The sequence below is a fragment of the Pseudomonas sp. COW5 genome (assembly GCF_026240005.1).
GTDB lineage: Bacteria > Pseudomonadota > Gammaproteobacteria > Pseudomonadales > Pseudomonadaceae > Aquipseudomonas > Aquipseudomonas kribbensis.
Window position 1 is genome coordinate 5,224,805 of the sequence record NZ_JAPHVP010000001.1, and the last position, 24,773, is coordinate 5,249,577.

General features: G+C 63.0%; 20 protein-coding genes. 11 read left to right on the forward strand and 9 right to left on the reverse strand.

Going from position 1 to position 24,773, the window contains the following annotated elements; translation table 11 throughout:
• Nucleotides 1-2: 2 nt before the first annotated feature.
• A complete protein-coding gene (locus tag OQ248_RS23915; protein WP_265814253.1) occupies nt 3-740 on the reverse strand; it encodes a TorF family putative porin in 738 nt (245 codons plus the stop codon).
• A gap of 102 nt (nt 741-842) precedes the next feature.
• Nucleotides 843-2,597, reverse strand: a complete 1,755-nt coding sequence (locus OQ248_RS23920) for an amidohydrolase (RefSeq protein WP_265814254.1) — start codon at nt 2,595-2,597, stop codon at nt 843-845.
• A 103-nt stretch (nt 2,598-2,700) separates the two neighbouring features.
• Between OQ248_RS23920 and OQ248_RS23925 the strand changes: the two genes are divergently transcribed.
• From OQ248_RS23925 to OQ248_RS23960, 8 genes are all read left to right on the forward strand, one after another.
• Complete coding sequence (locus OQ248_RS23925) at nt 2,701-3,618, forward strand: LysR family transcriptional regulator (protein WP_265814255.1); 918 nt, start codon at nt 2,701-2,703, stop codon at nt 3,616-3,618.
• A gap of 92 nt (nt 3,619-3,710) precedes the next feature.
• On the forward strand, nt 3,711-4,328 hold the full coding sequence (gene lexA / locus OQ248_RS23930) for a transcriptional repressor LexA (RefSeq protein ID WP_265814256.1): 618 nt from the start codon (nt 3,711-3,713) through the stop codon (nt 4,326-4,328).
• Nucleotides 4,328-4,945, forward strand: a complete 618-nt coding sequence (gene imuA / locus OQ248_RS23935) for a translesion DNA synthesis-associated protein ImuA (protein WP_265814257.1) — start codon at nt 4,328-4,330, stop codon at nt 4,943-4,945. The genes lexA and imuA overlap by 1 nt, the downstream gene beginning before the upstream one ends.
• A gap of 7 nt (nt 4,946-4,952) precedes the next feature.
• Nucleotides 4,953-6,368 carry a DNA polymerase Y family protein gene (locus tag OQ248_RS23940; protein WP_265814258.1) on the forward strand — a complete coding sequence of 472 codons (1,416 nt, stop codon included), beginning with the start codon at nt 4,953-4,955 and terminating at the stop codon, nt 6,366-6,368.
• The gene (locus OQ248_RS23945) at nt 6,344-9,442 is read left to right on the forward strand and encodes an error-prone DNA polymerase (RefSeq protein ID WP_265814260.1); all 3,099 of its coding nucleotides are present in this window, start codon (nt 6,344-6,346) and stop codon (nt 9,440-9,442) included. Before OQ248_RS23940 ends, OQ248_RS23945 begins: the two co-directional genes overlap by 25 nt.
• A 255-nt stretch (nt 9,443-9,697) precedes the next feature.
• The gene (locus OQ248_RS23950; protein WP_167748751.1) at nt 9,698-10,384 is read left to right on the forward strand and encodes a CsgG/HfaB family protein; all 687 of its coding nucleotides are present in this window, start codon (nt 9,698-9,700) and stop codon (nt 10,382-10,384) included.
• Between the two features lie 29 nt (nt 10,385-10,413).
• Complete coding sequence (locus tag OQ248_RS23955; protein WP_192558170.1) at nt 10,414-10,782, forward strand: DUF4810 domain-containing protein; 369 nt, start codon at nt 10,414-10,416, stop codon at nt 10,780-10,782.
• Nucleotides 10,779-11,438, forward strand: coding sequence for a DUF799 domain-containing protein (locus tag OQ248_RS23960; RefSeq protein ID WP_085710127.1), 660 nt, complete (start codon nt 10,779-10,781; stop codon nt 11,436-11,438). Before OQ248_RS23955 ends, OQ248_RS23960 begins: the two co-directional genes overlap by 4 nt.
• Before the next feature lie 66 nt (nt 11,439-11,504).
• Here OQ248_RS23960 and OQ248_RS23965 read toward each other — a convergent pair whose 3' ends face one another.
• The 7 genes from OQ248_RS23965 to OQ248_RS23995 all read right to left on the reverse strand — a co-directional run bounded on the left by OQ248_RS23965 (nt 11,505) and on the right by OQ248_RS23995 (nt 18,977).
• The gene (locus OQ248_RS23965) at nt 11,505-12,167 is read right to left on the reverse strand and encodes a flavin reductase family protein (RefSeq protein WP_265814261.1); all 663 of its coding nucleotides are present in this window, start codon (nt 12,165-12,167) and stop codon (nt 11,505-11,507) included.
• Between the two features lie 11 nt (nt 12,168-12,178).
• On the reverse strand, nt 12,179-13,666 hold the full coding sequence (locus OQ248_RS23970) for an amidohydrolase family protein (RefSeq protein ID WP_265814262.1): 1,488 nt from the start codon (nt 13,664-13,666) through the stop codon (nt 12,179-12,181).
• Nucleotides 13,663-14,859 carry an amidohydrolase family protein gene (locus OQ248_RS23975; RefSeq protein ID WP_265814263.1) on the reverse strand — a complete coding sequence of 399 codons (1,197 nt, stop codon included), beginning with the start codon at nt 14,857-14,859 and terminating at the stop codon, nt 13,663-13,665. Before OQ248_RS23975 ends, OQ248_RS23970 begins: the two co-directional genes overlap by 4 nt.
• Nucleotides 14,860-15,119: 260 nt before the next feature.
• On the reverse strand, nt 15,120-16,172 hold the full coding sequence (locus OQ248_RS23980) for an extracellular solute-binding protein (protein WP_114883500.1): 1,053 nt from the start codon (nt 16,170-16,172) through the stop codon (nt 15,120-15,122).
• Nucleotides 16,173-16,187: 15 nt separating this feature from the next.
• Nucleotides 16,188-16,976, reverse strand: coding sequence for an ABC transporter permease (locus tag OQ248_RS23985; RefSeq protein ID WP_265814264.1), 789 nt, complete (start codon nt 16,974-16,976; stop codon nt 16,188-16,190).
• Nucleotides 16,973-17,890, reverse strand: coding sequence for an ABC transporter permease (locus OQ248_RS23990; RefSeq protein WP_085710121.1), 918 nt, complete (start codon nt 17,888-17,890; stop codon nt 16,973-16,975). Before OQ248_RS23990 ends, OQ248_RS23985 begins: the two co-directional genes overlap by 4 nt.
• A gap of 1 nt (nt 17,891) precedes the next feature.
• Nucleotides 17,892-18,977: an ABC transporter ATP-binding protein gene (locus OQ248_RS23995; RefSeq protein WP_265814265.1), complete on the reverse strand. Its 1,086-nt coding sequence runs from the start codon at nt 18,975-18,977 to the stop codon at nt 17,892-17,894.
• A gap of 139 nt (nt 18,978-19,116) precedes the next feature.
• Between OQ248_RS23995 and OQ248_RS24000 the strand changes: the two genes are divergently transcribed.
• The 3 genes from OQ248_RS24000 (at nt 19,117) to OQ248_RS24010 (ending at nt 24,710) form a co-directional block, all read left to right on the forward strand.
• Nucleotides 19,117-19,806 carry a GntR family transcriptional regulator gene (locus OQ248_RS24000; protein WP_265814266.1) on the forward strand — a complete coding sequence of 230 codons (690 nt, stop codon included), beginning with the start codon at nt 19,117-19,119 and terminating at the stop codon, nt 19,804-19,806.
• Between the two features lie 132 nt (nt 19,807-19,938).
• Nucleotides 19,939-22,050 (forward strand): ATP-binding protein, encoded by a 2,112-nt coding sequence (locus OQ248_RS24005; RefSeq protein WP_265814267.1) that lies wholly within the window; start codon nt 19,939-19,941, stop codon nt 22,048-22,050.
• Nucleotides 22,051-22,079: 29 nt separating this feature from the next.
• Complete coding sequence (locus OQ248_RS24010; RefSeq protein ID WP_265814268.1) at nt 22,080-24,710, forward strand: excinuclease ABC subunit UvrA; 2,631 nt, start codon at nt 22,080-22,082, stop codon at nt 24,708-24,710.
• Nucleotides 24,711-24,773 lie beyond the last annotated feature (63 nt).

Here is a 24,773-nt window from a genome sequence, read left to right on the forward strand (position 1 = left end):
GCTCAGAAGGATTTGCTGACGCTGGCCACGACCGTCGCCGTGCACACATCCTTGAAGCCCCAGTTGCTCAGGCACTGGTTCTGCGAGAGGTCGGTGTCGATGTAGCTCAGGCCCAGCACCACGCCGGCCAGGTTGTGGGTCAGTTTGACTTCCCACTCCCGGTAGGACTCTTCGCCATGACCGGACGCCGAATACAGATGCGGGTCCTTGAAGTCCATGTTGCCGTAGCGCAGTTTCAGCCCTGATTCGAATGGCAGTCCGGTTTCATAGCCGATGTAGCTGTAGAGCGAACTCTGTTTGCTGTCGATGCCCGGCGCGTCGCTGGAGTAATAGGCCGCAAGCTTCACGCCGTAAGCGCTGAGAATCGAGTACACCTCGCTTTGGTTGAACTGGCTCTCCTTGGGATAGGCGTATTTGATGTAGCCCAGATCCAGACTGACGGCTTCGGTCGCCTGCCATAGCCAGCCGGCGTAGTAATCGACTTCCTGACGGGTTTTCAGGCCGCCACCGAAATCGACGTTCGAACTCCACGCGCCGAGGTACAGACCGCTGCTGTGGGCCAGGGTCAAACCGGCCTGTACCGCCGGATCGTTCTGGGTCTGGGAGATGCCGCGAGTGCGGTAGTCGCTGGCAAGGGTCAGGTCGACCAGCACCGCGAAATCATCGTTCAGAGGGATTGCGTGGCTGCTCAAAGGCAGCAGGCTCAAGGAAGTGAGGGCAAGCAGGGGCATGGCTTTCATGTGAAGTCCCGATGTTGTGATTGTTATGGGCAGGAAGCAGGCAAGGCTGCGCCGGACCCCGGCGGCTGGCGCGGGGTCGGGCAGGGGGTATGGCGATTGTTTTTAGAGGGTAGGGGCGTAGATCTGGCGGCCGGCGAACCAGGTCTGTAGCACCTTCGTGTCATGCAGGGATTTGTCATCGACGCTGAACACGTCGCGATCAAGCACGATGAAATCGGCTTGTTTGCCGGGGCTCAGCGAACCGATCTGTTGCTCCAGCCCGATAGTGCGCGCCGCGTTGACGGTGTAGGCGTAGAACATGGTTTCGCGGTCCAGGCGTTCGTCGGCATTGAGCACGCCCAGCGGCCCGGTGCGGGTTATGGCCTGGGCGATGGCGTTGAACGGGTTCGGCGAGGACACCGGCCAGTCGCTGGCGCCGGCAATCGTCGCGCCCTGTTTGAGCAGCGAGTGCGCCGGGTATTGATAGCGAAAGGCGAGGGCGCTGACGTAAGGCTTGATCATGTCGGTGGTGTAATCGTCGGCGCTGGCCCACAGCAGTTGCATCGAGGCAATCACGTTCAGCGGCTTGAAGCGGGCGAACTCCTTCGGATTGACCATTTGCAGGTGGGTGATCGAGTGCGTCACGCCGCTCTGCCGATCCTTGCGCGCCTGGGCGATACCGTTGAGGGATTCGCGTACCGCGCGGTCACCGATGGCGTGGATGTGCACCAGCCAGCCGCGCTGGTCGATGGCGCTGACCAGTTCGCCGAAGTGCTGCGGGTCGATCAGCAACTCACCCTGTTTGTGCGAGTTGCTGTAGGGATCGATCATCGCCGCGCTCTGGGCCGGGTATTCGATTACGCCGTCGGCGAAGATCTTGATTCCCGGCAGCGTCAGATTGGGGATGCCCTGGAACTGCTGGCGAACCTTGTCGAGGGTGTCGAGATCGGCCGGGACGCTTTTCGGGTTGGCCACCAGCAGCGCAGCAACGTGAGCGGTCATGCCACCGCTTTCCGACAGGGCCTTATAGGCCGGCAGCACGCCGACGGTTTTCTCGGTGGGCTTGAGGGCGAACACCGGTTCGCCCGGTGCGGCGTTGGCGGCGGGGTCCATCCATGCTGTGATGCCGAGGCTGTTGTTGAAACGCACCGCCGATTGCGCCGCCTTGAGCATGTCGGCCGGGCTCGGTACCGGCATTTTCGAGGCGACGCGATCCCAGCCGGCATCGACCACAAAGCCGTTCGGTTCACCGCTGGCCAGTTTGCCGATGGTGTCTTTTTCCGCGTCCGGCAAGTTTTTCAGCAGTGCGGCGTCGATGCCCGCGCGCTTGAGCATGACGTTGTTGGCCCACGCCGTGTGGTGATCGCTGCCGGTGAACACCACCGGCACGTCGGCCCATTCGCCGTGGTTGAAGATCTTGCCCAGCGCTTCAGCCTTGGCCCAGTACGCCGAACTCATGCCGGCCACGCTCAACACATCGCCATGCCGGGCCTTGCCGTCGTCACGCCAGGCGCGCAGGCGTTTTTCCAGTTCATCCAGACCGACCACATCGTCTTCCATGTTGGCCGAGACCATTTCCAGTCCGCCGAAAATCGCGTGGGAATGGCTGTCGATCAAGCCGGGCATCATGGCCTTGCCTTGAAGGTCGATCACTTGGGTGCCGGGTTCGATCAAGGCCTTGATCTGCGCATCCGTGCCGACTTTCAGCACCTTGCCGTTCTCCACGGCCAGCGCCTGAACCTTCGGTTGAGCGCGGTCGGCGGTGAAAATCTTGCCGTTGAGCAGCACCAGATCGGTAGCTGCCATGGCTTCCATCGAGGCAAAACTCACAGCGGCGATCAGCACATTTTTTGTGAAATGCGGGATGAATCTTTTCATTGAACATTTCCTTGTTATTGCGTCTGATGGCCAGATTAGTGGCTGCCAACGCCCGACAGAACGCCTCCCTCACGAAAAACGTTTTTGCCTGAATGGAAAAAGCATGGACAAGCTGGGTGCACTGAAAATGTTCGTGGTCACCGCGCAGCTCGGCAGTTTCAGCCGCGCTGCCGAGCAACTGGGCAAGACCCCGTCGGCCCTGACCAAAGCGGTCAATCATCTGGAATCCGAACTCGGCGCGAGGCTGTTCGAACGCAGCACGCGGCGGATCCTGCTGACGGAAATCGGCCGGCTCTATCTGGAAACCGCACGTCAGGTGCTGCAACGGCTGGACGAGGCCGGCGAGGAAATCGAGCAGTTGCAGCACGGCCTGCGCGGCAGCCTGAAAATCACCGCGCCGCTGGCTTACGGCCGGGCGTTTCTCGATCAGGTGTGCGACGGCTTTTTGCAGCAATACCCGCAGATCAGCCTGCAAGTGGATTTGTGCGACGAATTCGTCAATCTGCTGGAAAGCGGCTACGACCTGGCATTGCGCGAAGGCCATGACGACTTGCCGGGGCTGATTGCCCGGGTGGTCGGCAGCAATCGTCTGGCGCTGTGCGGCAGCCCCGGATACCTGGCGCGCAAGGGCTTGCCGGTGACGCCGCAAACCCTCGATCAGCATGAATGGCTGCTGTACCGGCATCCGTTGCTCAGCCGCGAATTCTGGTGGGCCGAGCGCGACGGCCAGCGCCTGAGCCTGGCGCAACCGGCGACGCCGCTGTTGCGCAGCGACAATTACGATTTGCTGCTGGCCAGCGCTTTGGCCGGGCGCGGCTTGCTGCACACGCCGTTGTGGAGCGCTGCCCCGTATATCGCTGACGGGCGACTGGTGCGGGTCATGGCTGATTACGAGATCGACCCGGACAGCTTCGGCCCGCACATTCTGGCGGTGTACCCGAGCCATCGGCGGGCGACGGCCAAGGTTGTGGCGTTTATCGACTACATCGCAGGGTTTCTCGCTGAACGCGGTTTGAACTGACAGCTGCATTCCCACGCAGAGCGTGGGAACGATCAGTCACAGGATTTGAGTTGACTGGCGGTGCTTGTCAGGAAATTCCCACAAGAGTACAAATGTACTCCATGACGACTCTGACTCCCCGCCGTACCGCCATCCTGACCTTTATCCGCGAACGCATCGCCGAACACGGTCAGCCCCCAAGCCTCGCTGAAATCAGCGAGGCTTTTGGTTTTGCCTCCCGCAGCGTGGCGCGCAAGCATGTGCTGGCGCTCACCGAGGCCGGGTTCATCGAGGTCAATCCGCATCAGGCCCGGGGCATTCGCCTGCTCGGGCAACCGCCGCGACCGGAGCTGCTCGAAGTCCCGGTGCTTGGCCGGGTGGCTGCCGGTGCGCCCATCGGCGCCGATGCCGACATCCACAATCGCCTGATGCTCGACCCGGCACTGTTCTCCCGCACGCCCGACTACATGCTGCGGGTGCAGGGCGACTCGATGATCGAGGACGGCATTCTCGACGGCGATCTGGTCGGCGTACGCCGCAACCCCGAGGCGCTCAACGGCCAGATCGTGGTGGCGCGGCTCGACGGTGAAGTCACCATCAAGCGCTTCGAGCGGGTCGGCGATGAGGTTCGCCTGTTGCCGCGCAACCCGGCGTACCAGCCGATTGTGGTGCGTGACGATCAGGACCTGGCCATCGAAGGCGTGTTCTGCGGTCTGGTGAGGCAAGGCTGATGGGTGCCGTCGTTGCGCTGGATACGCTGTTCAATGGCGGCCAGGTCTGGAGGGGCCGGCCTGCGCCACCCACCGCCAGCCCGCAACCCACCGGGCATGCGGCGCTGGACGCAGCCTTGCCCAGCGGTGGCTGGCCGGAAGCGGCGCTGAGCGAAATCCTTCTGGCCGGGCCCGGGGTCGGCGAGCTGCAACTGGTGTGGCCGACGTTGGCGCGGCTGTCGGCGGCGGGGGAGCGCATCGTGCTGGTGGCACCGCCGTTCGTGCCATACCCGCAGGCCTGGGCCAATGCCGGGGTCGATCTGCGGCAGTTGTCGGTGATCCAGGCCAGCGAGCGCGATGCCTTGTGGGCGGCGGAGCAATGCCTGCGCTCGGGCAGTTGCGGCGCGGTGCTGTGCTGGCCGCACAAGGCCGATGACCGTGCCTTGCGCCGTTTGCAGGTGGCGGCGGAAACCGGCCAGACCCTGGCGTTCGCGTGGCGACCCTTGAGCGAAGCGGTCAACCCGTCGCCGGCCGCGCTGCGCATTGCCATCGATGCCCGGCCGGCGCAATTGCGCGTGCTCAAATGCCGGGGCGGTCTGGCGCGTACCGCACCGATTGCCTTTGCCGTGGGGCATTGAGGTCGCCATGCGCTGGGTTTGCATTCTGTTCCCGCAATTGGCCCTCGACGCCGTGCTGCGTCAACGCCCCGATCCCGAGCAACCCCTGGCGCTGCTCAGCGGCCCGGCCCAGCGCCGGGTGCTGCAAGCGGTCAACCCGGCGGCGCGGGCACTGGGCTTGCGCCCCGGTCAGTCGATGACCGCCGCGCAGGCCATGAGCAAAGGGTTCGCCACCGTCGATTACGATGCTGCCGAGGTCGAGCACTGGCAGCAGTTTCTCGCCGCCTGGGCTTATCGCTTCAGTGCACAGGTCAGCGTGCATTACCCGCGTACCGTGGTGTTCGAGATCGAATCGAGCCTCGGGCTGTTCGGTTCCTGGGCGCAGTTCGAGGCGCGATTACGCACGGAGCTGACGGAACTGGGCTTTCGTCACCGCATCGTCGCAGCGCCCAACCCGGTGGCGGCGCGTGTATTGGCCAACGCCTATGACGGACTGGTGGTGCCGGACGGTGAAGCCCTGCGCCATCACCTCGGGCAACTGCCGGTCGACCGTGTCGGACTTGATCCGGGTGTGGCCACGGCGCTGTCGCGCATGGGCCTGCGCCACCTCCATCAGGTGCAGAGCCTGCCGCGTCAGGCCCTGGCCCGGCGATTCGAGGCACCGATGCTCAAGCATCTGGACACGCTGTTTGGCGCACGGCCGCTGGCGCTGGCGTTCTACCTGCCGCCGGATCGCTTCGACGTGCGCATCGAACTCAACTTCGACGTGCAGTCCCATCAGGCGCTGCTGTTCCCGTTGCGCCGCCTGACGTCCGATCTGTCGGCGTTCTTGTGCGGGCGCGACAGCGGCGTGCAGCGCTTCGATCTGCATCTGGAGCATGCAGGGTTGCCGGACACATTGATCAAGGTCGGTCTGCTCAGCGCCGAGCGCGACCCGGCGATGCTCTTCGAGCTGGCCCGTGGCCGACTGGAGCAGGTGCAGGTCGAAGCCCCGGTGCGCGGTTTTCGTCTGCGGGCCGAGGATCTGCCGAGTTTCGTGCCGCAGTTTCAGGAACTGTTCGACGATCGTCCGCAGCAGACCTTGCCCTGGGAGCAGCTGCGTGAACGCTTGCGCGCGCGGCTGGGGGATGACGCGGTGCAGGGCCTGCGCTTCCAGGCCGATCATCGCCCGGAGTGCGCGTGGCAGAACGCCGATGACAAACAGCCTTGTGCTGCGTTGCCGGGCGTGCAGCGTCCGGGCTGGTTGCTGGGTGAGCCGCAGTCCGTGCCCGAAGGTTCGGCGCGCATCCTCATGGGGCCGGAGCGCATCGAGTCCGGCTGGTGGGACGGTGACGACGTGCGCCGCGATTATTACCTGATCCAGAACCGCGCCGGCCAGCAAGGCTGGGCGTACCGGGCAGTGGGCGAGGGCGGCCCGTTGTGGCTCCAAGGCTGGTTCGCGTGAATCAGGGGTATGCCGAGCTGCACTGCCTGTCGAACTTCAGCTTCCAGCGCGGCGCGTCCAGTGCGCTGGAATTGTTCCAGCGGGCGAAGAAGCACGGTTATCAGGCGCTGGCGATCACCGATGAGTGCACTCTTGCCGGGATCGTCCGTGCCTGGCAGGCGGCCAGGTCCGTAGAGCTGCCGCTGATCATCGGCAGCGAAATCCGCATCGAGAACGGCCCGAAACTGGTGTTGCTGGTGGAGAACATCGAGGGTTATCAGGCGCTATGCGGCTTGATCACCCAGGCTCGACGGCGAACCCAGAAAGGTCAGTATCAAATACTGCGCGAAGATTTCAGTGAACCGCTGCCGGGGTTGCTGGTGCTGTGGGCGCCGGATACGGTCGATGACGTGGAAGAGGGCCGCTGGCTGAAACAGACCTTCGGCGAGCGGCTGTGGCTGACGGTGCAGTTGCATCGCGGGCAGAACGATCAGCAACGACTGGCGGCACTGCTGAGTCTGGCGGATGAACTGCAGATTCCGGCCGTGGCCAGCGGCGATGTGCACATGCACGCCCGTGGTCGCCGGGCCTTGCAGGACACCATGACCGCGATCCGTCATCACGTCCCGGTGGCCGAAGCCGGGTTGCGCCTGCACCCCAATGGCGAGCGGCATTTGCGCAGCCTCGATGTGTTGAGCGAGTTGTATCCGCAGATCTTGCTGGAAGAGTCCGTGAAGCTGGCCCGGCGCTGCACGTTCGACCTTGGCCAGTTGCGTTATCAATATCCGAAAGAACTGGTGCCCGAGGAACATGACGCCAGTTCCTGGCTGCGCCACCTGACTGAACAAGGCATCGCCTGGCGCTGGCCGAAAGGCGCGCAAGCCAAGGTGCTCAAGCAGATCGACGATGAGCTGGAGCTGATCGCCGAACTCGGCTACGAAAGCTACTTCCTCACCGTGCACGATGTGGTGCGCTACGCCCGGGAACAGAAAATCCTCTGTCAGGGCCGCGGTTCAGCGGCCAACTCGGCGGTGTGTTTTGCCCTGGGCATCACCGAGATCGACCCGGATCACACCACGTTGCTGTTCGAGCGTTTCATGTCGAGAGAGCGCAACGAGCCGCCGGACATCGACGTGGATTTCGAGCACGAGCGCCGGGAGGAAGTCCTGCAATACGTGTTTCGTCGTTATGGCCGCCGTCGTGCGGCGCTGACGGCGGTGGTCAGCACCTATCACGCCGCCGGCGCAGTGCGCGACGTGGCCAAGGCCCTGGGTCTGCCGCCGGACCAGATCAATGCGCTGGCCGACTGCTGCGGCCACTGGAGTGATGAAACGCCGCCCGTGGAGCGCCTGCGCGAAAACGGCTTCGACCCGGACAGCCCGATCCTGCACCGGGTGCTGAGCCTGACCGGGCAACTGATCGGCTTTCCCCGGCACCTGTCGCAGCACCCCGGCGGTTTCGTGATTTCCGAGCAGCCGCTGGACACCCTGGTGCCGGTGGAAAATGCCGCCATGGCTGACCGCACCATCATCCAGTGGGACAAGGACGACCTCGATGCGGTCGGGCTGCTCAAGGTGGATATCCTCGCCCTCGGCATGCTCAGTGCGATTCGCCGCTGTTTCGACCTGCTGCGCCGTCATCGCCATCAGGACCTGAGCCTGGCCAGCATCCCGCCTGACGATCGCCCGACCTACGACATGATCAGCCGCGCCGACACCATCGGCGTGTTCCAGATCGAGTCCCGGGCGCAGATGTCGATGCTGCCGCGCCTGCGCCCGCAAAACTTCTACGATCTGGTGATCGAGGTGGCCATCGTCCGGCCGGGGCCGATCCAGGGCGGGATGGTCCATCCGTATTTGCGCCGGCGGAACAAGGAAGAAAAGGAAACCTATCCGTCGCCGGAGCTGGAGGTGGTGCTTAAACGCACCCTTGGCGTGCCGCTGTTTCAGGAACAGGTGATGCAGATCGCCATTGTCGCTGCCGACTACAGCCCCGGCGAGGCCGACCAGTTGCGGCGTTCCATGGCCGCGTGGAAACGCCACGGTGGCTTGGAGCCGCACAAGGAGCGGTTGGCCGCCGGCATGAAAAAAAACGGCTACAGCCCGGAATTCGCCGCGCAGATCTTCGAGCAGATCAAGGGCTTCGGCAGTTACGGTTTTCCCGAGTCCCATGCCGCCAGTTTTGCCTTGCTGACCTATGCCAGTTGCTGGCTCAAGTGCCATGAACCGGCAGCGTTCGCCTGTGCGCTGATCAACAGCTGGCCGATGGGTTTCTACAGCCCGGATCAGATTCTTCAGGATGCGCGCCGGCATCATTTGCAGATCCGCCCGGTGGACGTGCGCGCCAGCGACTGGGATTGCAGCCTGGAGCCGATCACCGGCGAGCAACCGGCGATTCGCATGGGCCTGCGCATGATCAAGGGCTTTCGCGAAGAGGATGCACGGAACATTGAAAAGGCTCGGGCGAGGGGCGCGTTTGCCGATGTCGCCGATCTGGGTGACCGGGCCGGGCTCGACAGTCGGGCCCAGGCGTTGCTGGCGGACTCAGGAGCGCTGCGGGGCCTGGCCGGGCATCGCCATCGGGCACGCTGGGAGGTGGCCGGAGTGCAGAAGCAGCTCGGACTGTTTGCCGGGTTGCCGAGTCAGGAGGAGCCGGATGTGCGGCTGCCCACACCGAGTGTCAGCGAGGACCTGTTCACCGACTACGCCACGCTGGGCACCACGCTGGGACCGCACCCGCTGACGTTGTTGCGCGACGAGTTGCGGGCGCGGCGCTGTCGCAGTTCCCGGGAGTTGCTGGAGGTCGAGCACGGCCGGCCGGTCAGCGTGGCGGGGCTGGTGACCGGCCGCCAGCGACCGGCCACCGCCAGCGGCGTGACCTTTGTGACCCTGGAGGACGAGTTCGGCAACGTCAACGTGGTGGTCTGGCGCGATCTGGCCGAGCGTCAGCGTCAGGTGCTGGTCGGTTCGCAACTGCTCAAGGTCGATGGCCGCTGGGAGCGCGAAGGCGAGGTGCGGCACTTGATTGCCGGACGCTTGAGCGATCTCAGCCCGTTGCTCAACGGGATTCGGGTGCAAAGCCGCGATTTCCACTGACAACCTCTGAACCTGTGGGAGCGAGCCTGCTCGCGATGGCGTCCAGTCAGCCGATAGTTATTTCGTCTGATGCATCGCTATCGCGAGCAGGCTCGCTCCCACAGGATTTTGTGTCTGACATTAAGCCAATTCAATGGCGTCAAAAAAACCTGTCCTCACTGATGGCACTTTGGCATAATGCCGGCCCTTTCCCGATCCCCCACGATTTTTGCCGTGCCGGGACACATCATTTTTCAGAAGGAATGCACAGTGAGAATGATCTCCCGGATGTTGGTCTCGGGCGTTGCGATTGCCGTCCTCGGCACCCTGGCCGGCTCGCTTTCCGGTTGCGCCACCGAAAGCTCCCGCGCATTGCCGGTGGCCAAAGTGGAAAGCGCCACTCAAGCCTGGACCGGTGTCCGTATCCCGATGGCCGTGGGCAAATTCGACAACCGTTCGAGCTACATGCGCGGGATCTTCTCCGACGGCGTCGACCGTCTCGGCGGTCAGGCCAAGACCATCCTGATCACTCACTTGCAGCAGACCAACCGTTTCTCCGTGCTCGACCGCGACAACATGGGCGAGATCCAGCAGGAAGCGGCGATCAAGGGCCAGGCCCAGCGTCTGAAAGGCGCCGATTACGTGGTCACCGGTGACGTCACCGAGTTCGGCCGCAAAGAGACCGGCGATCATCAGCTGTTCGGCATTCTCGGCCGTGGCAAGACCCAGGTCGCCTACGCCAAGGTCAACCTGAACATCGTCAACATCAGCACTTCCGAAGTGGTGTATTCGACCCAGGGCGCCGGCGAATACGCCTTGTCCAACCGCGAAATCATCGGCTTCGGAGGCACCGCTGCCTACGACTCCACCCTCAACGGCAAAGTCCTCGATCTGGCCATGCGCGAGGCGATCAATCGCCTGGTCGATGGCATGAACGCCGGCGCCTGGAAACCGGGCAACTGATAGACGCCCAACGCAAGGAGCAACACACCATGAATCTGTCCCTGTCCCGGCCGCTGATGGCCATGACACTGGCTGCCAGCGCGTTGCTGGCCGGTTGCAGCAGCCCGCAAACCCTGTACCAGTGGGAAGGCTACCAGCCACAAGTCTACGAATACTTCAAAAGCGAAACGCCGAAAGAGGCCCAGGCCGAAGCGCTGGAAGCCGATCTGCAAAAGATCCGCGCCAGTGGCAAGCCCGTACCGCCGGGTTACCACGCACACCTCGGTCTGCTGTACCTGAGCATGGGCAAGGACGATCAGATGGTGCAGCAACTGCGCACCGAGAAGACCCTGTTCCCCGAGTCCGGCACCTACATGGACTTCTTGCTCAAGAACGCCAAGACCGGAGACGCCAAATGATCTCCCGTGCCTTGAAACTGCTGGCCGCCGGCCTGGCGCTGACCGTTCTCGGTGGCTGCGTCGCACCGAAAACCGTGGACTATTCGGCGTACAAGCAAGCGCGTCCGAAGTCCATTCTGGTGCTGCCGCCGCTGAACACCTCGCCGGACGTCAAGGCGTCCTACAGCTTGTTGTCGCAAGTGACGTTCCCGCTGGCCGAGGCCGGTTACTACGTGCTGCCGATTACCCTGGTCGACGAGACGTTCCGCCAGAACGGCTTGACCACGCCGGATGACATCCATCAGGCGCCGGTCAACAAACTGCACGAAATCTTCGGTGCCGACGCGGCGCTGTACATCACCGTCAGCGAGTACGGCACGCGCTACATGGTGATCAGCAGCGAAACCGCCGTCACCGCCAGCGCCAAACTGGTGGACCTGAAAACCGGCGCCACTTTGTGGACCGGTGCGGCCCGGGCGTCGAGCGAAGAGGGTGGCAACAACAGTGGCGGCGGCCTGATCGGCGCGCTGATCACCGCGGCGGTAAAACAGATCGTCAACAGCTCCACCGATGCCGGCTACCCGATTGCCGGTGTGGCCAGCAATCGACTGCTGTCGGCCGGTCATCCGGCAGGCCTGCTGTACGGGCCACGGTCGCCGAAGTACGGGACTGATTGAGCAAACGATGTAAATCCCTGTGGGAGCAAGCCCGCTCCCACAGGGGTAATGCGTTGCTCTGTTGATTTATTTGGCTGCGGGCCAGAACCGTTCGCCACCCCCCGGTGCCTCCGTCCACGCTTGCAACGAGCGGGTCGGCAGATCGAAGTAATCCCGGGTCCGCGCATAACCATGGCCGCCCATGCGCCCGATCGCATCCAGCCCCAATTGATCGATGTACAGGGTTTTCGGGTCGATCAACTCGTCGCGCACGTGCGCCATCAACACCTCGCCAAAAATGATCTCCCGTGATTGGCCGATGTTCAGCGCCATCATCCGCCGACATTCCAGCGCCACCGGTGCTTCGCCGATTCGCGGGCATTTGACCGAGGTGCCGGGGATCGCCGTCAGGCCGGCAGCCGTCAACTCATCGAAGCCCGGCGCGAACGGCACCGCGCAAACGTTCATGGCCTCCACCAGTGCATCGTTGACGATGTTGACGGTGAACTCCTGGTTCATCTGGATATTGCGCGTGGTGTCCTTGGGGCTCTGGTCGCCGTAGTTTTCGACACCGAGCGCGAGAATGGGCGGGTCCGCCGACAGCGCATTGAAGAAACTGAACGGCGCCGCGTTGACCCGGCCTTCGCCGTCGATGGTGGTGACCAGAGCAATCGGGCGCGGCACCACGCTGCCAATCAGAATCTTGTATTTTTCCCGTGGGCTCAGTTGGCTGAAGTCGAAGCTGTGCATGGCAGTGTTCTCTAAAGAAGTGGATCGATGGCGCTCAATGGCGCCTCGGCGCTGTAGTCGTCGGCAAAGGGAATGGCCGGCTGGAACAGGGTTTTCCAGTCCGGTCGGCCAAAAGCCCGGTCGCTGTGGCTGCGCATCAATTTTTCGTATTGGCGTTGGGCCTGGCGTTGCAGGGCCGGGTAGTCGACGCCGTTGACCTGACCGTCGTGCATCACGCAGCGACCGTCGATGTAACTGGCGATGCAGTCGTCGCCGCGCCCGGCCAGCAGCAGGTTTTTCAGTGGATCGAACAGCGGGCCCAGATGCAGACCACGCAGGCTGAATACGGTGATGTCGGCTTTGGCCCCCGGTGCCAGGCGACCGAGGTCGTCACGGCCCAGCGCCTTGGCGCCGCCGAGGGTTGCGGCGTTGTACAGGTCGAGGCTGCTGGTCAGCGATGGCCCGCCCTCCATCAACCGGGCGATGTTCAAACCGTGGCGCATGTTGGCCAGCAAGTCCGCCGGCCAGGTGTCGGTGCCGAGGGCGAAGTTGATGCCTTTGGCCCGATAACGGCCGAACGAATTCAGCGCCTCGCCATCGCGGGCGAACACCAGCGGGCAGTGCACCAGACTGGCACCGCCGTCGATGACTCGTTGCAGATCGTCATCGCCCGAGGTGTAGATGCCGTGGGGCAACAGGCTGCGCGGGCTGAGCAGGTCGAGTTGTTGCAACCAGCCCAGCGGAGAAGCACCGCGCAATTGCTCGACCATCGCGACTTCACTGGTGGCCTGACAGCAATGCAGACGCATCGGTGCATTCAGTTCGCGGCTCAATGCGGATGTGCGTTGCAGCAGCGCAGGGGTGCAGGTCTGGATGCGATCCGGCAGCAGTGCGCCACGAATCAGCCCCGCGTGCGCGCCATCGAAATCCTTGAAAAACCGTTCGGCCGCGTTGAGCCCGGCCAGGCCCCGCGCCTCATCCCAGTGATGGGCGAGGGTGCCGTCGGCGCGCCAGTAACTCATGCCGCTCATGTAGCAGGGGCCGAGATAGGTGCGCAGCCCCAGTTCGCCCGCCACGTCGGCGACAGCGGCGAACTCGTCATAGGTCTCCGCCCATTCGCGGTAATACATCGAAGTGATCGGCATCGCCGTGGTGATGCCGTTGTGGATCAACTGGGTGAAGGCGTAACGGTATTTGAAGATTTCTTCCTCAGGGCTGAACGACTCACGCGGGCCGGCCGCCAGATACTCCGCCGACCACATCCGGCCCATGGCGCGTTCATCGCCGTTGTCCAGGGTCAGCACCGTGGAGTCGAGATCGCCGAGGGCGTCGAGGTCGATGAAGCCGGGGCCGATCAGTGCATTGCCGTAGTCGATCCACTGATCCACCGGCCCTTGGTAACCGCGTCCGACAAACTCGATGCGCGAGCCAGCGAAAACCACTTCGCCGTCGCGCCACAGCACATGTCGCGTGCCGTCGAAGCCGACCACGCAACCGGCCTTCAGGCCGATCCGTTTCACAGACGGCTGCCCAGTAAACGACCGCCGCTGGCGATCAGTTCACCGCCGCGATAGACCTGACGCACCGGCCGCGCGACCACGGCTTCACCGAGGGTTTCGACCGGCATCAGCAGAAAATCCGCCGGCCGGCCGATGTCGAAACCGTAATCCTCGATCCCCAATGCAAGTGCACCATTGACCGTTGCCGCTTCGAACGCCGCCGCCAGTTCATCGTCCTTGCCCAGGTCGAAACGGAACGCCAGCAGCATCGCCCGTTCGAGCATGTCGCCGTTGCCCATCGGCGACCACGCATCACGGATACCGTCGGAGCCGAGGCACACGTTGACCCCGGTCTCGCGCAGCGCCAGAAACGGTGGCACTGCGCAGTCCGCCGGCGCCGAACTCATCAGCGAAATCCCCAGCGCAGCGAGGCGTTCGGCGACGGGTCTGACCTGGCTCCACGGCAGCATGCCGAGGCAATAGGCGTGGCTGATCATCACCCGGTTTTGCAGGTTGAAGCGCTCGGTGTAATCGGCGATCCGGGCGATCTGCCACAGGCCCAGTTCGCCCTTGTCGTGCAGGTGAATATCCACGCCGCGCTGGAATTCGCTGGCCAGTTTGAATACGAAATCCAGCTGCGCGATCGGGTCGTTATCGATGCCGCACGGGTCGAGTCCGCCGACGTTTTCCACGCCCAGGGCCATGGCTTCGCGCATCAACTCGGCGGTGCCGGGACGGCTGATCAGGCCGGTTTGCGGGAACACCACCAGTTGCAGGTCGATCAGGTCTTTGTAGCGTTCGCGCAGTTGCTGCATGGCTTCGACGTGACGCAGGCCGAATTCCGGATCGATGTCGACGTGGCAACGCATGGTCAGCGAACCCCGGGCGATGCAGTTTTCCAGCAGCGCGCCGGCGCGTTCGGCAATCGGCGCCTTCACTTCGCGCAACACGCGGCGCTCGTTGCTGATGTAGTCCTTGAGCGTCGGGCCGGCGCTGTTCGGGCGCCAGGGTTGGCCATAGAGCGTCTTGTCGAGGTGGACGTGGCTTTCCACCAGCGGGGCCGTGAGCAGCTGGTTCTGGCCGTCGATGTCGGTGGCGGCCAATGGTGCGTTGGAGGCCGGACGGCGTTGGGTGAACTTGCCGTTTTCGATCAGCAGGTCTTCGGCGGAGGCGCCGTAGGGGCGGATGTTTCTGAGCCAGCGGGGGGCAGTCATTGGAACCTCGTTTGTTCTTTGGATTTATTGCCCTCACCCTAGCCCTCTCCCGGAGGGAGAGGGGACCGAATGGGGGATATTGATGAGCTACGCCGACCTGAACGAATGGCTCTGAATCCATAATCGACTTGAACGATCAGGTCGATGTATGACGCCAGACACCTCGATCAGTCCCCTCTCCCTCGGGGAGAGGGCTAGGGTGAGGGGGTTCTCCAGGTCGGTCTGGGTGGTCGGCGTTCAGATAAACCGGCGACCTCAGATCAACCCTTGAGCTTCGACCAGATCCGATCCTGCAGCTCCCGCGCCTTGTTGCTGCATTCCTTCTCCGGCCGCAGCCGCGAGGCGTATTCCTCGGGCATGTTGATCGCGTCCATGACCTTCCATTTCGCATCCAGCAACTGATCGCTCTGAATGCCGTTGGCATAGGCAATCGCGTTGGACACGGCCGCAGCGTTCTCGGGTTTCATCATCCAGTCGATGAAGATCTTCGCGTTGCCCGGATGCGGCGCGCTTTTCGGTACGGCGAAGTTGTCCTGGAACATCGCCACGCCTTCACGCGGGTACACGTACTTGATGGTGTTCTTCTGCAAGGTGGCGCGGGCCGTCGAGCCGTTCCAGTTCTGCATCATGATCACTTCGCCCGAGGCCATGCGGTCGACGGTGTTGTCGGAGCTGTACATCTTCAAAAACGGTTTCTGCTTTTGCAGCAGCTCAAGAATGCGCTTGGCGTCCTGCGGGTTTTCCGTGCATTCGTCGACGTTCAGGTAATGGCTCGCGGCATTGATCACGCTGCTGGAGGTGTCGAGGGCGGCGAGCTGGCCTTGCAGTTCCTTGCGTGGCTCGAAGAACTCTTTCCATGAATCGTCGAGCTTGCCCCCCGGCACCCGGGCGCTGTCATAAGAGAACCCGGTGGTGCCCCACAGGTACGGCGCCGAATATTTGCGCCCCGGATCGAAGCTCGGATCGCGGAACGGGCCTTTGACGTACTGGAAATTGCTCAGGGTCGGGGTGTCGATTTCCAGCAGCAGGTCCTGCTTGATCAGCGTCTGCATGATCGACTGCGACGGCACGATCACGTCATACGCCGCGCCGCCGGCCTGCAATTTGGCGAGCAGGGTTTCGTTGCTGTCGTAGCCGTCCATGGTGACCTTGATCCCGGTCTCCTTTTCGAACTTGGCCAGCAGGTCCACCGGGTAGTAATCGGTCCAGTTGTAGAAAAACAATTCCTTGGGCTCGGCGGCGTGGGCGCCGAACGCGGTGAAACAACTCAGGGCCAGACCGGATACTGCCAGACGCATGTTTTTGACTTTCATGAGCGCGCTCCAGGTTTATTGTTGTTTGCCGCGTTGGCCGAGCCAGAAGGCCAGCACCACGAGAACGATGGAAATCACCAGCATCAGGGTCGAGATCGCGTTGATCTCCGGTGTCACACCGGCCTTGATCGCCGAGAAGATGTACACCGGCAACGTGGTCGAACCGGGGCCGGCGACGAAGAAGGTCATGATGAAATCGTCGAGGCTGACCACGAACGCCAGCACCGAACCGGACAACACCGCCGGCCACAACAGCGGCAAGGTCACGCGACGGAACACTTGCCACGGGTTGGCGTACAGGTCGTTGGCGGCTTCCAGCAGGCTCTTGTCCAGATCGTTGAGCCTTGCGCGGATCGGCAGGTAGGCGAACGGAATGCAAAAGCCGATGTGCGCGACGATCACCGTTATCAGGCCGAGCTTGATCCCCAGCGCCATGAACAGCAGCAGGGTGGCCACGGCGGTGACGATCTCCGGCAGGATCAGCGGCAGGTTGATTCCGCCCTCGACCATTTTCTGCCCGTAGAACGGCCGGTAAGTCGCCAGCGCCGCCAGCAGCGCAATCGCTGTGGCGCACACGGTGGCGATGGTCGCGACGATGATCGAATTCAGCGCCGCCGTCTGGATCGACGGGTTGGCCAGGATCCGCCCGTACCAGGCGAACGAGAACTCGGTCCACACCGTCGCCGAGCGGTTGGCGTTGAAGCTGTAGACGATCAACACCAGGATCGGCACGTACAGGTAGGCGAGGATCAGCAGGCTGACTTCCCGGGTGGCCGGGAGTTTTTTCAGGTGCAGAGAGATCATGCTTTCGCTCCCCGGTTCAGGGTTTTCGCCGCACTGCGGCTGTAGAGGGCGTAGAGCACCAGCGACAACAGCAGAATCCCCAGCAGCAGGAACGACAGCGAACTGCCCAGCGGCCAGTTGCGTGCGGTGCCGAATTGCTGCTGGATCAGGTTACCGATCATCAGGGTCTTGCCGCCGCCGAGGATCGCCGGGGTAATGAAGGCGCCCAGGCTCGGCACGAACACCAGCAACGCGCCGGCAATCACCCCGGGCATCGACAGCGGCAGGATGATCCGGCGCAGCGCGTGCCAGCGGTTGGCGCCCAGGTCATAGGCAGCTTCCACCAGACGCCAGTCGAGTTTTTCCAGGGTCGAGTAGATCGGCAGGATCATGAACGGCAGGAAGCTGTAGACCAGACCGACGCTGACGGCGAAGTCGTTGTAGAGCAGGGTGATGCCGCCGGCGCTCGGGAACAGCGCGTTGAGGCTCTGGGCGACCCAGCCCTGTTCGCGCAGGATGATCAGCCACGCGTAGTTGCGGATCAGCAGGTTGGTCCAGAACGGAATGGTGATGAGCAACACCATCAGGTTGCGCCGGCGCGGGGTCAGGCTCGACATCCACAACGCCACCGGAAAGCCGAACAGGAAGCACAACAGCGTGGTGCCGCCGGCCTGGAACACCGAGCGCAACAACGCCTGGGCGTAGACCCAGTTCAGCTCCAGCTCGCCGTCGAAGCCTTCCTGGAAAAACAGCTGCACGTAACTCTGCAGTTGCCATTGGGCCTGCCAGTCCACACCGCCATAGGTGTTGCGCGGCAGCAGGCTGATGTAACCCATGATCCCCAGCGGAATGGCGATCAGGGCAAGCAGGGTCAACACCACCGGGCTGAGCAACAGCGCACGGTTGAGGGAGGGGGAAGTGCTGCTGACGCTCATCTCAGGCCTCCATCAACAGGCAGGCCTGGGGCGGCAGGTGCACCGCCACGGGTTCACCGACCGCACGGCAAGCACTCAGACCCTCGTTGTTTTCCCGCAGCATGACTTTGATGTCGTTGTTCAAACGGCACTGGTACAGGGTTGCGGTGCCGACATACAGCACCGCCTCGATCACCCCGCGCAGATGATGGGGCTGGTCCGCCGTGACCAGTTGCGAACGCTCGGGGCGAAACGCCAGTTGCACGCTGCTGCCATTGACGCCTTGTGGCGGACAGGGGATTTCCACCGGCATGCCGTTGGGCACGAAGAGGTTCTGGTTGTGGTCGCCGCGCTTGAGCTGGCCGGGGAGAAAATTGATGTCGCCGATGAACTGGGCGACGAACCGGTGCTGCGGGCGTTCATAGATGTCGGTCGGGGTACCGATCTGCAGGATCTTGCCGGCGGACATCACCGCAATCCGGTCGGACAGGGTCAGGGCTTCTTCCTGATCGTGGGTGACAAAGATGAAGGTGATCCCGGCTTCCTGCTGCACGCGCTTGAGTTCGACCTGCATTTCCTTGCGCAGCTTCAAATCCAGCGCCGACAGCGGTTCATCCAGCAACAATACTTTCGGCTTCGGCGCGAGAGCCCGGGCCAGAGCCACGCGCTGTTGCTGGCCACCGGACAATTCCGCCGGTTTGCGCCCGGCCAGGTGCTCCATTTGCACCAGCGCGAGCATCTCGTCGACCCGTCCGGGGATCGTCTTGCGATCAAGACCCTGCATCTCGAGGCCGAAGGCGATATTCTGCGCGACACTCATGTGCGGAAACAGCGCGTAACTCTGGAACACGGTGTTGACCCGACGCTTGAACGGCGGCAGGTGATTGACCGTTTCGCCTGCCAGACGGATTTCGCCGTCGCTGACGTGTTCGAATCCGGCGATGGTGCGCAGCAAGGTGGTTTTGCCGCAGCCCGAGGGGCCGAGCAGGGTGAAGAACTCATTGTCGGCGATGTTCACCGAGACATTGTCGAGGGCTGGCGCGAGGCCGGGATCGTCGGAGTACCGTTTGGAGACATTACGCACTTCAATTGCTATTGGTTGACCCATAATGGTGCAATCCTCTAATTATTGTATGCAATATCTGAATGCAATTTAGAAATACCCGGATTAATCTGCTTGTGCAACCCCCATTTCCCTGGCTGAGTCTTTCGCCGGGTCGCGTTGCCAGCATCGAAGGAGTTTTCAGATGACCGAAAAGAAAACGGAAACCACGGTCGACCGCGTCTACCAAGGGGTTTACGAGGCGATCAGCAAGCGTTCGCTGCGTCCGGGAATGAAACTGGGTGAGGCGTCGCTGGCGGAATTGTTCAACGTCAGCCGCACGTCGGTTCGCGCGGCGCTCAAGCAGCTGGAAGCCGACGGACTGGTCACCACCGAGCCCAATAAAGGTGCGTCGGTGTCGCTGCCCAGCGATGAAGAGATCCGTTCGCTGTTCGAAACCCGGCGCCTGGTCGAGATCGGCATCGTCACCGAGCTGTGCCGGCGCAAGGACTCTGCCGCGATGCAGGACCTGCGCGAGCATTTGCTGCTGGAAGATGAAGCCCATGCGGCCGGAGACCACGAGCGGCTGATCCACCTGCTCGGCGAGTTCCACCTCAAACTGGCCCGCAGCCTGAACAACCCGGTGCTGCTCGACTGGTTCCAGAAGCTGATTTCCCGCGCTTCGCTGTACGCCGCCGCACTGGATGACGACAGTCACGAAGCCTGCCGCGACGACGAGCACCTGCGGTTGATCGAGTACATCGAGGCCGGTAACCAGAGCGCTGCAATCGAACTGACCTGCATGCATCTGGATGGCATCCAGAAGGCGATTCTCGACGTCGCAGCGAAGCTCAAGACCGGCTACCACCCGCTCAAACACCTGATCGAAGTCTGAGCGTCGGGCAAGGGTGAAATCGGCTATACCTCTAATGAAACCATCGTCGCCCGGTGCGCTCGAAACAGACGGGCGCGACGCTTGACCGCGCAGCGATTGAACCGGATCAACCACAAGGCGTTGAAGCAGCCAATGCAGTTTTTATCCGATAGCCATGGGTGTGACGGCTGGCAAGGCGAGATGGCCGGGCGAATCCGTGCGTTCGACTGGAGCGGCACGGATCTGGGGCCCCTCGAAACCTGGCCGGCCAGCCTGTGCAACACGGTACAACTGATGCTCGCCTCGCCGTTGCCGATGGTGATGCTTTGGGGCCACGCCGGTTACATGATCTACAACGATGCCTATTCGCGCTTTGCCGGCGGGCGTCATCCGTACCTGCTCGGTGTACCGGTGGAGCTGGGCTGGCCGGAAGTCGCCGACTTCAACCGGCATGTGGTCGATACCTGTCTGGCGGGCGGTACGCTGGAGTACCGCAACAAGGTGTTGGTGCTGTTGCGCGACGGTGTCCCCGAAGATGTCTGGCTCGACCTTTATTACAGCCCGGTGGCCAACGATGCCGGGGTTCCGGCAGGCGTCATGGCGATGGTGGTGGAAACCACCGAACTGGTGTTGTCCGAACGCCTGCGCCAGGCTGCCGAAGACGCCTATCGTGCCGACAACGAGCGAGTGCGCCTGGCATTGAATGCCGGGGCATTGCTCGGTTCGTTTGTCTGGGACGTGAGAAACAATGTGCTGTCGGCGGACGAGCGCTTCGCCCGGACCTTTTCCTTCCCCCCGGATCAGGACCTGACCAACCTGCCGCAGCACATTGCCGAGGCGCACATTCATCCTGATGATCGCCCCTGGGTGCAGGAGTGCGTCGAAAACTCGGTGCGCACCGGCGAGCCCTACAACGCCGAATACCGGGTGATCCGCGCTGACGGCAGCCATCTGTGGGTGCTGGCCAGCGGCTGTTGCGAGTTCGATGAACGGGGGCAGCCGTACCGTTTCCCCGGCGTACTGATCGACATCCATGAACGCAAGACCGCTGAAGAGTCCCTGCTCAAATTCACCCGCAACCTTGAGCAGCGCGTGGCTGATGAAGTGGAAGCACGCCTCAACGCCGAAGAGCAATTGCGCCAGTCGCAGAAACTCGAAGCCATCGGCGGTCTCACCGGCGGCGTGGCTCACGATTTCAACAACCTGCTGCAAGTGATCGCCGGCAACCTGCACTTGCTGGCGCGGCACGAACCGAACAATGCCAACGTGCAACGTCGGGTCAGCGCCTCGCTGGCGGCGGTGGAGCGCGGCGCCAAGCTGTCCTCGCAACTGCTGGCGTTTGCCCGGCGCCAGCCGCTGTCCCCGGCGGTGTGTGATCCACGGCAGATCTTCGAAGGCGTCGGCGAATTGCTGCAACGGGCACTGGGGGAAACCATTCAGATCGATGTGCAACTGCCCGAAGAACCGTGGCACATCAACGTCGATCGCAATCAACTGGAAAACGCCATTCTCAATCTGGCGATCAACGCCCGGGATGCCATGAAGGGCGAGGGCACCATCGTGCTCGGTGCCGCCAACACGTCGCTGGATCGGGCGTTCTGCGCCGGCAAAGGCATCGTGCCGGGGGATTTCGTAAGGGTCTCGGTCAGTGACAGCGGCGTGGGTATTGCGCCGCATATGCTGGAGCAGGTGTTCGAACCGTTCTTCACCACCAAGGCCGATGGCCAGGGCACCGGCCTGGGACTGAGCATGGTGTTCGGCTTCGTCAAACAGAGCGGCGGGCATGTCGAGATCGACAGCCAGATCGGCGAGGGCACGCGGGTGCAGCTGTATTTCCCGCGCAGTTTGCGGCCGCTGATCAATGAGACCGCTGGCGTGCGCCGTCCGCAGGCCGGTGGCAACGAAACCATTCTGGTGGTCGAGGACAACGAAGCCGTGCGCACTTCGGCGGTGGAACTGTTGCGCGAAGAAGGCTACCGCGTGCTGATCGCCGGCAATGGCGACGCGGCCATGCAGATGCTGCTGGAGGGTGCCGGGGTCGACCTGATCTTCACCGACGTGGTCATGCCCGGGCTGATCAAAAGCTCCGATCTCGCTGCCTGGGCCAAAGTGCAAGTGCCGCCGGTGGCCGTGCTGTTCACCTCCGGCCACACCCGAGACATCATCTCGCGCAATCACCAGCTCAGCCCCGACACCCATTTGCTCGGCAAGCCCTACGGGCCCGAGGCGTTGTTGCAGATGATCCGCTCCGTGCTCAGTGCCTGAGCTTCGAATCCCCTGACCAAGGCTGGCCAATGACCTCCAAGCGCAGCTCCAATTCCGCCGCCGGCATGGTTCGCGTGCGCGGCGCCCGTGAACACAACCTGAAGAACGTTGATGTCGACATCCCCCGGGATGCGCTGGTGGTGTTCACCGGCGTGTCCGGCTCGGGCAAGTCATCACTGGCGTTTTCGACCTTGTATGCCGAAGCACAGCGGCGCTACTTCGAATCGGTAGCACCTTACGCGCGACGGCTGATCGATCAAGTCGGCGTGCCGGACGTCGACTCCATCGATGGTCTGCCACCGGCAGTGGCGCTGCAACAGCAACGCGGCACACCGAGTACGCGCTCATCGGTGGGCAGCGTGACCACGTTGTCGAGCCTGATCCGCATGCTCTATTCCCGCGCCGGCAGCTATCCGCCGGGCCAGCCGATGCTTTACGCCGAGGATTTTTCACCGAATACGCCGCAAGGCGCCTGCCCCGATTGTCACGGGCTCGGTCGGGTCTATGAAGTGACCGAAGCCTTGATGGTGCCCGATCCGGAGCTGACCATCCGCCAGCGCGCCGTGGCGTCCTGGCCGCTGGCCTGGCAGGGGCAGAACCTGCGCGACATCCTGGTGACAATGGGCATCGACGTCGATATTCCATGGCGCAAGCTGCCGAAAAAGCAGCGCGACTGGATCCTCTTCACCGAGGAAACGCCGACGGTGCCGGTGTACGCCGGGTTGACGCCGGAAGAAACCCGCGTCGCCCTCGAACGCAAGATGGAGCCGAGCTATCAGGGAACGTTCACCGGTGCCCGGCGCTACATCCTGCACACCTTCACCCATTCGCAAAGTGCGCTGATGAAGAAGCGCGTATCGCAATTCATGCTCGGGAGCCTCTGCCCGTTGTGCGATGGCAAGCGCCTCAAGCGCGAGGCTCTGTCGGTGACGTTTGCCGGGCATGACATCGGCGAGTTGTCGCGGATGCCGCTGCTGCAGGTCGCCGAGATTTTGAAACCGGTAGCTGACGCGAGCTGGCTGGAACACGCCGATGAAACCGGCGAAACCCTGTCCCACAACCAGACCCGCGAAGCCCGACAGCAGCGCGTGGCCCATGGCGCCAGCGGTCACGCCAACGCGCCGGACGTGCGCCATACGCCCAACCTGTCGCTGGAAAAACGCCTGGCGGCGCAGCGTATTGCCGAGGATCTGCTGGAGCGGGTCAGTACCCTGACCGATCTCGGGCTCGGTTATCTGGCGCTGGAACGCAGTACGCCGACTCTCTCGTCCGGGGAGTTGCAGCGCCTGCGCCTGGCCACGCAACTGGGCTCGCAATTGTTTGGTGTGATCTACGTCCTCGACGAACCCTCCGCCGGTTTACATCCGGCCGACGGCGAGGCGTTGTTCGAGGCCTTGCAGCGACTCAAGGCCGACGGCAACAGTGTGTTTGTGGTCGAGCACGATCTGGAAACCATGCGCCGCGCCGACTGGTTGATCGATGTCGGCCCGGCGGCGGGTGAAAAGGGCGGGCAGATTCTCTATAGCGGCCCGCCTGCCGGGCTGGCGGCCATCGATCAGTCCCAGACCCGGGCCTATCTGTTCGCCGAGCAACAGCGGTCAGCGCGAACTGCGCGCAAACCTTCGGGCTGGTTGAGGCTGGACGGTGTCACCCGCAACAACCTGAACAACCTCAGCGTCGAGTTTCCGCTGGGCTGCTTTACCTCGGTGACCGGGGTCTCGGGCTCGGGCAAGTCGAGTCTGGTCAGTCAGGCGCTGCTGGAGCTGGTCGGGGCGCAGCTCGGTCGCAGCAGTGACGCCGAGCCGGAAGAGCTCAATCTGGAAGACGATACCCCGACTGCCAGCACCGGCCAGGTCAGCGCAGGGCTGGAGTCGATCAAGCGTCTGGTGCAGGTCGATCAGAAGCCTATCGGCCGCACGCCGCGTTCCAATCTGGCGACCTACACCGGGCTGTTCGATAACGTACGCAAGCTGTTCGCCTCCACCCCTCAGGCGCAAGAGGCGGGCTACGACGCCGGGCAGTTTTCCTTCAACGTCGCCAAGGGCCGTTGCCCGACTTGCGAGGGCGAGGGTTTTGTCAGTGTCGAATTGCTGTTTATGCCCAGCGTGTATGCGCCGTGCCCGACCTGCCATGGCGCACGTTACAACCCCGAGACGCTTGCGATTCAGTGGCAGGGGTTGAGCATTGCTCAGGTGCTGCAATTGACCGTGGACGAGGCGGTGACGGTGTTTGCCGAACAACCGGCGATCCGCCGCTCACTGGAAGTGCTGCGCGATATCGGCCTCGGTTATCTGCGCCTCGGACAACCGGCGACCGAGTTGTCCGGCGGCGAAGCCCAGCGGATCAAACTGGCGACCGAATTGCAGCGCAACCAGCGTGGTGCGACGTTGTATGTGCTGGACGAGCCCACTACCGGGCTGCACCCGCGAGACGTCGACCGCTTGCTGGAGCAACTGGACAATCTGGTGAGCGCAGGGCACACGGTGATCGTGGTCGAGCACGAAATGCGTGTGGTGGCGCAGAGCGACTGGGTGATCGATATCGGTCCGGGGGCAGGGGATCAGGGTGGCAAAATTGTCGTGGCCGGCACGCCGCAGAAAGTGGCAGCGAGCAAGAAGAGCCGAACCGCGCCGTTTCTTGCCCGGGCTTTGAGCCGCTAACTGCCTCGTCAGGGCAGGCCTCATCGCGGGCAAGCCCGCTCCCACAGAGTCTGATGTGTTCAC

Bases quoted from the DNA above. Each gene is read 5' to 3' on its own strand.
- OQ248_RS23995 (WP_265814265.1), bottom strand. From the start codon at position 18,977: ATGGGTCAACCAATAGCAATTGAAGTGCGTAATGTCTCCAAACGGTAC.
- OQ248_RS23985 (WP_265814264.1), bottom strand. From the start codon at position 16,976: ATGATCTCTCTGCACCTGAAAAAACTCCCGGCCACCCGGGAAGTCAGC.
- imuA (WP_265814257.1), top strand. From the start codon at position 4,328: ATGGGTGCCGTCGTTGCGCTGGATACGCTGTTCAATGGCGGCCAGGTC.
- OQ248_RS23960 (WP_085710127.1), top strand. From the start codon at position 10,779: ATGATCTCCCGTGCCTTGAAACTGCTGGCCGCCGGCCTGGCGCTGACC.
- OQ248_RS23950 (WP_167748751.1), top strand. From the start codon at position 9,698: ATGATCTCCCGGATGTTGGTCTCGGGCGTTGCGATTGCCGTCCTCGGC.
- OQ248_RS23975 (WP_265814263.1), bottom strand. From the start codon at position 14,859: ATGACTGCCCCCCGCTGGCTCAGAAACATCCGCCCCTACGGCGCCTCC.
- OQ248_RS24005 (WP_265814267.1), top strand. From the start codon at position 19,939: ATGCAGTTTTTATCCGATAGCCATGGGTGTGACGGCTGGCAAGGCGAG.
- OQ248_RS23920 (WP_265814254.1), bottom strand. From the start codon at position 2,597: ATGAAAAGATTCATCCCGCATTTCACAAAAAATGTGCTGATCGCCGCT.
- OQ248_RS23980 (WP_114883500.1), bottom strand. From the start codon at position 16,172: ATGAAAGTCAAAAACATGCGTCTGGCAGTATCCGGTCTGGCCCTGAGT.
- lexA (WP_265814256.1), top strand. From the start codon at position 3,711: ATGTACTCCATGACGACTCTGACTCCCCGCCGTACCGCCATCCTGACC.
- OQ248_RS23940 (WP_265814258.1), top strand. From the start codon at position 4,953: ATGCGCTGGGTTTGCATTCTGTTCCCGCAATTGGCCCTCGACGCCGTG.
- OQ248_RS23915 (WP_265814253.1), bottom strand. From the start codon at position 740: ATGAAAGCCATGCCCCTGCTTGCCCTCACTTCCTTGAGCCTGCTGCCT.
- OQ248_RS23990 (WP_085710121.1), bottom strand. From the start codon at position 17,890: ATGAGCGTCAGCAGCACTTCCCCCTCCCTCAACCGTGCGCTGTTGCTC.
- OQ248_RS23965 (WP_265814261.1), bottom strand. From the start codon at position 12,167: ATGCACAGCTTCGACTTCAGCCAACTGAGCCCACGGGAAAAATACAAG.
- OQ248_RS24010 (WP_265814268.1), top strand. From the start codon at position 22,080: ATGACCTCCAAGCGCAGCTCCAATTCCGCCGCCGGCATGGTTCGCGTG.
- OQ248_RS23925 (WP_265814255.1), top strand. From the start codon at position 2,701: ATGGACAAGCTGGGTGCACTGAAAATGTTCGTGGTCACCGCGCAGCTC.
- OQ248_RS24000 (WP_265814266.1), top strand. From the start codon at position 19,117: ATGACCGAAAAGAAAACGGAAACCACGGTCGACCGCGTCTACCAAGGG.
- OQ248_RS23955 (WP_192558170.1), top strand. From the start codon at position 10,414: ATGAATCTGTCCCTGTCCCGGCCGCTGATGGCCATGACACTGGCTGCC.